A 6,765-nucleotide genomic window follows, 5' to 3' on the forward strand; every position below is an offset into this window, starting at 1 on the left:
CACTCTAGACTCAAATAAGCTCCCCGCCGCGCACCCGTTGGCGGCACAGCAACCAGAGGGCCGGTGACCGTGGAAAACATCAAGAAATTCAACAGTTTTGCCGAGTTCTACCCGTACTACCTGAGCGAACATGGCAACAGCACCTGCCGACGCCTGCACTTTATCGGCACCACCCTGGTAATAGGCATTCTCGCGTACGCCATCGGCAGAGGCTCATTGGTTCTGCTGCTGGCGTTGCCCCTGGCAGGCTACAGCTTTGCCTGGATTGGCCACTTCTTCTTCGAAAAGAACCGCCCCGCCACCTTTCAGCACCCGTTCTACAGCTTGCTGGGGGATTTTGTGATGTACCGCGACATGATCCTGGGCAAGGTGCCGTTCTAGGGGTGTGACCTCATGTCACTTGCGCCTGAACCATTAAAAATTGTGCATCTGTGGAGATAAAAGTCTTTTTGTCATTTACGGTGCTGTATCCTGCCAAGGCTTTTTGAGAGCGCGGAATCACCTGCGATTGAAAAAACAGACCTTGCGAGGAGCGACCACGATGCACGAGATACCTAATCTCCCCTTCCCAAGCCTGCACCCAACTGAGCAGCCAACACCGCAGCAGGCCAGCGACAAGCAGCCTGAGGCCAAAGAAGCAAAACCAGTCGAGCGCGAAAGCCGAGACTGACGCCGTACCAGACCGTGTGGAAAGCGCGCCTTTGAGCGCTTTCCACACTGCCTGAATTATCCGAGACCTTCACTATGACCACTTCCCCTTCCGACACGCCGGACGCCGCTGTACTCGACGCTGCCTTGCAGATGGTCGAAGTCTGGAACCGCCTCAGTGCCGACAAGCAAGCAGCACTGCTCAAGCGCTTCGGCACCCAGGAAAACGCCCTGGCGGCCCTGGTGACCACCCAATTGCTGGCCCCCGCCCAAGCTTGATCTGCCTTAGATCTGGCGTTTTACATTTTTGCCGCCCTGCCCGGCTTGCGCACCGGTATCATTAGCAGCCTATCTTTACCTGCTGCGACAGTGGATCTCTCCCATGCCAGATACCCAGCGCCCCATGACGGTCACGCTGCAAGTCGTTTCCATCGTGCTGTTTACCTTCATCGGCTACTTGAATATCGGCATCCCCCTGGCCGTATTGCCGGGTTATGTCCATAGCCAGCTGGGCTATGGCGCAGTTATCGCCGGGCTGGTGATCAGCGTGCAATACCTGGCAACCCTGCTGAGCCGCCCCTATGCCGGTAAAATCATCGACAATCTGGGCAGCAAGCGCGCCGTGCTGATCGGCTTGGTGGGCTGCGGTTTGAGTGGCGTGTTCATGTTGTTTGCGGCGTGGTTTTCCAGCCTGCCGGCTCTGAGCCTCGGCTGCCTGCTGGTCGGGCGGCTGGTGCTGGGCAGCGCTGAAAGCCTGGTGGGTTCGGGCGCGATTGGCTGGGGCATTGGCCGTGTCGGCGCGGCGAACACGGCCAAGGTTATTTCCTGGAACGGCATCGCCAGCTACGGCGCGCTGGCGGTGGGTGCGCCGTTGGGGGTGCTGCTGGTCAGCCATTTTGGGCTGTGGAGCATGGGCGTCAGCATCATTCTGTTGGCCGTGCTAGGTGTGCTGTTGGCCTGGAAAAAACAAGCGGCGCCGATTGTGCCCGGCGTACGTTTGCCGTTCATGAACGTGCTGGGCCGCGTGCTGCCCCATGGTTGCGCGCTAGCGCTGGGCTCCATCGGCTTTGGCACCATCGCCACCTTTATCACGTTGTATTACAGCACCCAGCACTGGGATAACGCGGTGTGGGCCTTGAGCCTGTTCGGTGCCAGTTTTATCGGCGCACGCTTGCTGTTTGGCAATTTGATCAACCGCATTGGCGGTTTTCGCGTCGCAATCGCCTGCCTGTCAGTGGAAGTGCTGGGCCTGCTGTTGCTGTGGCTGGCGCCGGATGCCCAACTGGCGTTGGCGGGTGCGGCGTTGAGCGGTTTCGGCTTTTCCCTGGTGTTCCCGGCGCTGGGGGTAGAGGCGGTCAACCTGGTGCCGGCCTCCAGCCGAGGTTCGGCGGTGGGCGCCTATTCGCTGTTTATCGACTTGTCCCTGGGCATCACCGGGCCGCTGGCGGGCGCCGTGGCGGCAGGTTTTGGCTTTGCCTCGATATTCCTGTTCGCGGCCCTCGCAGCTTTCGCCGGTTTGCTGCTGAGCTTTTACCTGTACCGCCAGGCGCCTAAGGCCCGCGAAACACGCGACGCCTAGAAGTCGACCTTGCCGCGCCCGGCCTTGATGCTGCCGCGCTTGGTCTTGGACTCAAGGCGGCGTTTCTTCGAACCCAGGGTGGGCTTGGTCGGACGGCGCTTTTTCTCGACCTTGGTGGCGCTCTGGATCAACTCCACCAGGCGCTCCAGCGCATCGGCGCGGTTCTGCTCCTGGGTGCGATATCGCTGGGCCTTGAGCACCAGCACGCCTTCGCTGGTGATTCGGCTGTCACGCAGAGCCAGCAGACGCTCCTTGTAGAACGCCGGCAACGACGAGGCCGGAATATCAAACCGCAGGTGCACCGCACTCGACACTTTATTGACGTTCTGCCCACCGGCACCCTGGGCACGAATGGCGGTCAGCTCGATCTCGGCGTCGGGCAGGTGCACATTGTTGGAAATTTCCAGCATCAATCAAAACCTTAGGCAACGGACAAGCCCAACTCGGACAACAATATCGACGCCTGGGCTTTGGAAATCACGGCGCCTTTGAACAGTTTGGCATCATTGAGGCGAAAACCGCTCAAATCTGCACCGCGCAAGTCGGCACCCGCAAAATTAGCGCCGTTGATGCGGGCATGTGCGAGGCTGCAGTCGACCAGTTCAGCCTTGCGAAAGTCCGTATCCGACAAGTCGCTGTCGGAAAAATCCAGATTATTGAGCACACTTCGAGCAAACGACAACCCGGATAAAAAGGCACTGTTGAGCAGGGTTTCGCTGAAGCTCAGCCCCAGTGACGCGCAATGGGTGAAATTGGCGCCCGTCAGCTTGCACTGGGTAAAAGTCGCCTGGGACAGTTTGCTGCGCTGCCAACGAGTGTTGTTCAGATCGCAACTGTGGAATTGCGCCTCGAGCAGGTTGGCCGCTTCGAAAATGGCGAGGCTGGCTCGGCAGTTTTTCCACTGAGTCCCTTCCAGTCGAGAACCGAGAAACGAGGTCTGGACCAGGGTGCAGCGCTCGAACACCCAGTTGTCCAGTGCCATGCGCGACAGGTCGACACCACTTAAATCTACTCCGATCAAGCGCAAAGGGCCGCTGTGCCGGCCGATCAAGTCTTGCAGTTCATCGCGCTGCAAGGCGCTATCGGCGACGTCGGTGTATTGCATCGGGGCCTCCGGGTAGGCGGAAAAAAGAGGGGGCGATTCTAACGTGCCATACCCACAAAAAACCCGGCAGGGCGCCGGGTTTTCTGCAAGGGGAAAAGTCCTACTCCAGAACCGGACCCGTTGCGCCAATAGCTGACCGCGCCGTGCGCTTGTTCTTGATCCAGTAACATACTGCCATGAACGCTACCCACACCGGGATCGCATATACCGACACCTGAATCCCCGGCATCATCAGCATGATCACCAGGATAAACACCACGAACGCCAGGCAGATGTAGTTTCCATACGGATACCACAACGCCTTGAACAGCGGCACCTGGCCGGTGCGGTTCATGTGCTGGCGGAACTTGACGTGGGAGAAACTGATCATCGCCCAGTTGATCACCAACGTGGCCACCACCAGCGACATCAGCAGTTCCAGCGCGTCATGGGGCATCAGGTAGTTCATCAGCACCGCCACCAGGGTGATCGCTGCCGAGGCCAGGATCGAACGCACCGGCACGCCGCGCTTATCGATCTTCGCCAGGGCCCTGGGCGCGTCGCCCTGCTCGGCCATGCCCAAGAGCATGCGGCTGTTGCAGTAGGTACCGCTGTTGTACACCGACAGCGCGGCGGTCAGCACCACGAAGTTGAGGATATGCGCGGCGGTGTTACTGCCCAGCATCGAGAACACCTGCACGAACGGGCTACCGCTGTAGGCATCGCCGGAGGCGTTGAGGGTCGCCAGCAGGCTGTCCCACGGTGTGAGCGACAGCAGTACTACCAGGGCACCGATGTAGAAAATCAGGATGCGGTAGATCACCTGATTGATCGCCTTGGGGATCACGGTACGTGGCTGGTCGGCTTCGGCAGCAGTAAAGCCGAGCATTTCCAGGCCGCCGAAGGAGAACATGATAATCGCCATGGCCATCACCAAGCCGCCGACGCCATGGGGGAAGAAACCACCATGCTCCCACAGGTTGCTGACCGAGGCTTGCGGGCCGCCGCTGCCGCTGACCAGCAGGTAGCTGCCCAGGGCAATCATGCCGACGATCGCCACCACCTTGATGATGGCGAACCAGAACTCGGCTTCACCGAAGACTTTGACGTTGGCCAGGTTGATCACGTTGATCAGCACGAAGAAGGCCGCAGCAGAGACCCAGGTCGGAATCTCCGGCCACCAGTAATGCACGTACTTGCCGACGGCCGTCAGCTCCGACATACCCACCAGAATGTACAGAATCCAGCAGTTCCAGCCCGACAGAAAACCGGCGAAACCGCCCCAGTACTTGTGGGCAAAATGGCTGAAGGAGCCGGCGACGGGCTCCTCGACGATCATTTCGCCAAGCTGGCGCATGATCATGAAGGCGATAAAGCCGCAAATGGCATAGCCCAGGATCATCGACGGGCCGGCGGATTTGAGCACCCCGGCCGAGCCCAGGAACAGGCCGGTGCCGATGGCGCCACCGAGGGCGATCAACTGGATATGCCGATTTTTCAGGCCGCGTTTCAGCTCGCCTGAAGAGGAATGGGGTCCACTCATGAAAAGGGTCTCACGCAAGGTTTGAAGAGTTGAATGCAGGTTGCTGCCTTGAATTACCGACTCAAGCAGCGCCGCTCAAACCCCAGCGCAGGCACCAGGAGTACAGCTTCTTTCTAACGGTCATGCGTCACCTGTTTGTTTTTATCTGTGACGAAATCGAACCCGTCCGGCTCGTGGCCAGGCGGAGTGATCAGGGGGATCAAACCCTGAGGTCTTGGCCTTTTGCGTGGGTACGCAAGGGGGGTCACAGTAAAACGCGGCGCATTGTACACCGCTCGACAGCTTCGGCACGCACCGGGAAAGTGCACAGGCAATTCTGTCAGCTAATGCTTACATCGGCGCGCCCCCCAACAACGGCAGGGCAGTTGCGTAAATCTATCGTTACACCGCGGAAATCCTGCGTTACAGCCAGACTTTGGCAGCCCTCAACGGAATTCTGTCGGAAGGCCACGTCTGAAGAATCGCTTCAGCCAATTCACTGTTTTGCCTGAATAAAAAAATCCGCCAAAAAACAGAAGAAAAAATCCAAATGAAACCGTGTCAATAAATTTTTTGCATTTCGAAACACTCTCTTCTAGGTTCTTTCCACTTGCCCGCGAAGCCCGTGGGTGAGCCGTTCTCAATCAACGTCCTCTAGGAGATACACCATGCAAGCACTGGAAAACGACCTGGAAACCGAACTGCAACTCGACGATTGGTTTGAAGCGCCGACCCATGAGGCCGCCGTTGAAATGATGCAAGCCGATGCCGTTGTGCCTTTTGGCACCGCGATGTGGCCTTTCTAATAACCGGCAGGCATCCGGCAGGCGCTGTGCACGGCGCCTGCCCCCTTACCCAAGGCACCGAAGGACACCCGTCATGGACAAGGCCCGCGCCGTCGAACACTTTCTCTACTACCTTGCTCACCACCCGGCCCTCAACGGCCTGAACCGCCCCACCGTGTTGCTGGGCCATACCGAGCGCTATGACGCCATCGCCCAGGCGATCACCCACGGCAGCGCCGCCCGCTTCAACTTCCAACTGCAACGCCTGGACCTGGCGCCCAGCGACACCCTGGCAAAGGCCATTCAAACCTGTGATCTGTACCTGTTTCTCTACGATTCCTCCACGCTGCCCAACCCGCGCGCCGAAGGCCCTGACTTTATCCGCGCCCTGCAAGGCGTGATGGCCGAGCACTGGAAGAAATCCCTGCTGTTCAAGGATTACGGCGACTATTTTTACGACACCTTCAGCGTCGAGCCCCAACGCATCGCCGACCTCAACGCCACACTGATCCGGCGCATGGCCCAGGCCAACGTGCTGAGCTTTACCGACAAACACGGTTCGCGCCTGGAAGCGCCGATGAGCAGCATCAAGAAGTGGACCAATATCAACGGCGTCGGCAACCACGACCTGGCGCCCGGCGAAATCGCCACCCACAGCGAAGCCATCAACGGCCAGGTGCGGTTTGTCGGCACCTTCCTCAGTACCATCCCCTTTGCACGCAAATACGGCGTGCTGCAATCGCCGCTGGAGTTATGGATCGAGAACTCCACCGTTTGCAGCGTGGCCAGCGAAGTGCCGGGGCTGGCAGATGACTTCAACAAGTACCTGAATGCCAACCCGTCCAACCGTCGCGTGGAGGAGTTGGGGATTGGCACCAATGAAGGGGTCAAGGACTTGTATGCGCGCAATGCCGGGTTTGAAGAGCGTCACTGCGGGCTGCACCTGGGCTTGGGTGGCGGGCAGAAAGGCAGTCACCACCTGGACCTGATCTTTGCCAGTGGGGTGTTGGCGCTGGATGACAAGCCGGTGTTTGATGGCGCCTTTGCCTTTTAAAAGACCGTCAGACGTATAGAGATCCCTGGGGGAGCCGGGCTTGCCCTAATGCCAGTCAGTTAAGAGCTAGAGCAGACAACCAGTGACTTGTGG

General features: G+C 59.0%; 8 protein-coding genes. 5 read left to right on the forward strand and 3 right to left on the reverse strand.

What is annotated here, in order from left to right:
* Window positions 1–69 precede the first annotated feature (69 nt).
* From OC445_RS19210 to OC445_RS19220, 3 genes are all read left to right on the forward strand, one after another.
* A complete protein-coding gene (locus tag OC445_RS19210; protein WP_034128574.1) occupies window positions 70–381 on the forward strand; it encodes a DUF962 domain-containing protein in 312 nt (103 codons plus the stop codon).
* A 363-nt stretch (window positions 382–744) separates the two neighbouring features.
* Window positions 745–927, forward strand: a complete 183-nt coding sequence (locus OC445_RS19215; RefSeq protein ID WP_054918213.1) for a hypothetical protein — start codon at window positions 745–747, stop codon at window positions 925–927.
* Between the two features lie 103 nt (window positions 928–1,030).
* A complete protein-coding gene (locus tag OC445_RS19220; protein ID WP_054896694.1) occupies window positions 1,031–2,227 on the forward strand; it encodes an MFS transporter in 1,197 nt (398 codons plus the stop codon).
* Here OC445_RS19220 and arfB read toward each other — a convergent pair.
* The 3 genes from arfB to OC445_RS19235 form a co-directional block, all read right to left on the reverse strand.
* Window positions 2,224–2,637, reverse strand: a complete 414-nt coding sequence (gene arfB, locus OC445_RS19225) for an alternative ribosome rescue aminoacyl-tRNA hydrolase ArfB (RefSeq protein WP_198790638.1) — start codon at window positions 2,635–2,637, stop codon at window positions 2,224–2,226. The genes OC445_RS19220 and arfB overlap by 4 nt on opposite strands.
* An 11-nt stretch (window positions 2,638–2,648) precedes the next feature.
* Entirely contained in the window at window positions 2,649–3,332 is a 684-nt protein-coding gene (locus OC445_RS19230) for a pentapeptide repeat-containing protein (RefSeq protein ID WP_054896693.1), read from the reverse strand.
* 100 nt (window positions 3,333–3,432) lie between these two features.
* Window positions 3,433–4,854 (reverse strand): amino acid permease, encoded by a 1,422-nt coding sequence (locus tag OC445_RS19235; RefSeq protein WP_057975120.1) that lies wholly within the window; start codon window positions 4,852–4,854, stop codon window positions 3,433–3,435.
* Between the two features lie 647 nt (window positions 4,855–5,501).
* Between OC445_RS19235 and OC445_RS19240 the strand changes: the two genes are divergently transcribed.
* The gene (locus tag OC445_RS19240) at window positions 5,502–5,639 is read left to right on the forward strand and encodes a hypothetical protein (protein ID WP_003175756.1); all 138 of its coding nucleotides are present in this window, start codon (window positions 5,502–5,504) and stop codon (window positions 5,637–5,639) included.
* 73 nt (window positions 5,640–5,712) lie between these two features.
* Entirely contained in the window at window positions 5,713–6,672 is a 960-nt protein-coding gene (locus OC445_RS19245) for a hypothetical protein (protein WP_054896691.1), read from the forward strand.
* Window positions 6,673–6,765: the final 93 nt, after the last annotated feature.

This window comes from Pseudomonas sp. Pse35 (genome assembly GCF_024519715.1).
Classification (GTDB): Bacteria; Pseudomonadota; Gammaproteobacteria; order Pseudomonadales; family Pseudomonadaceae; genus Aquipseudomonas; species Aquipseudomonas paracarnis.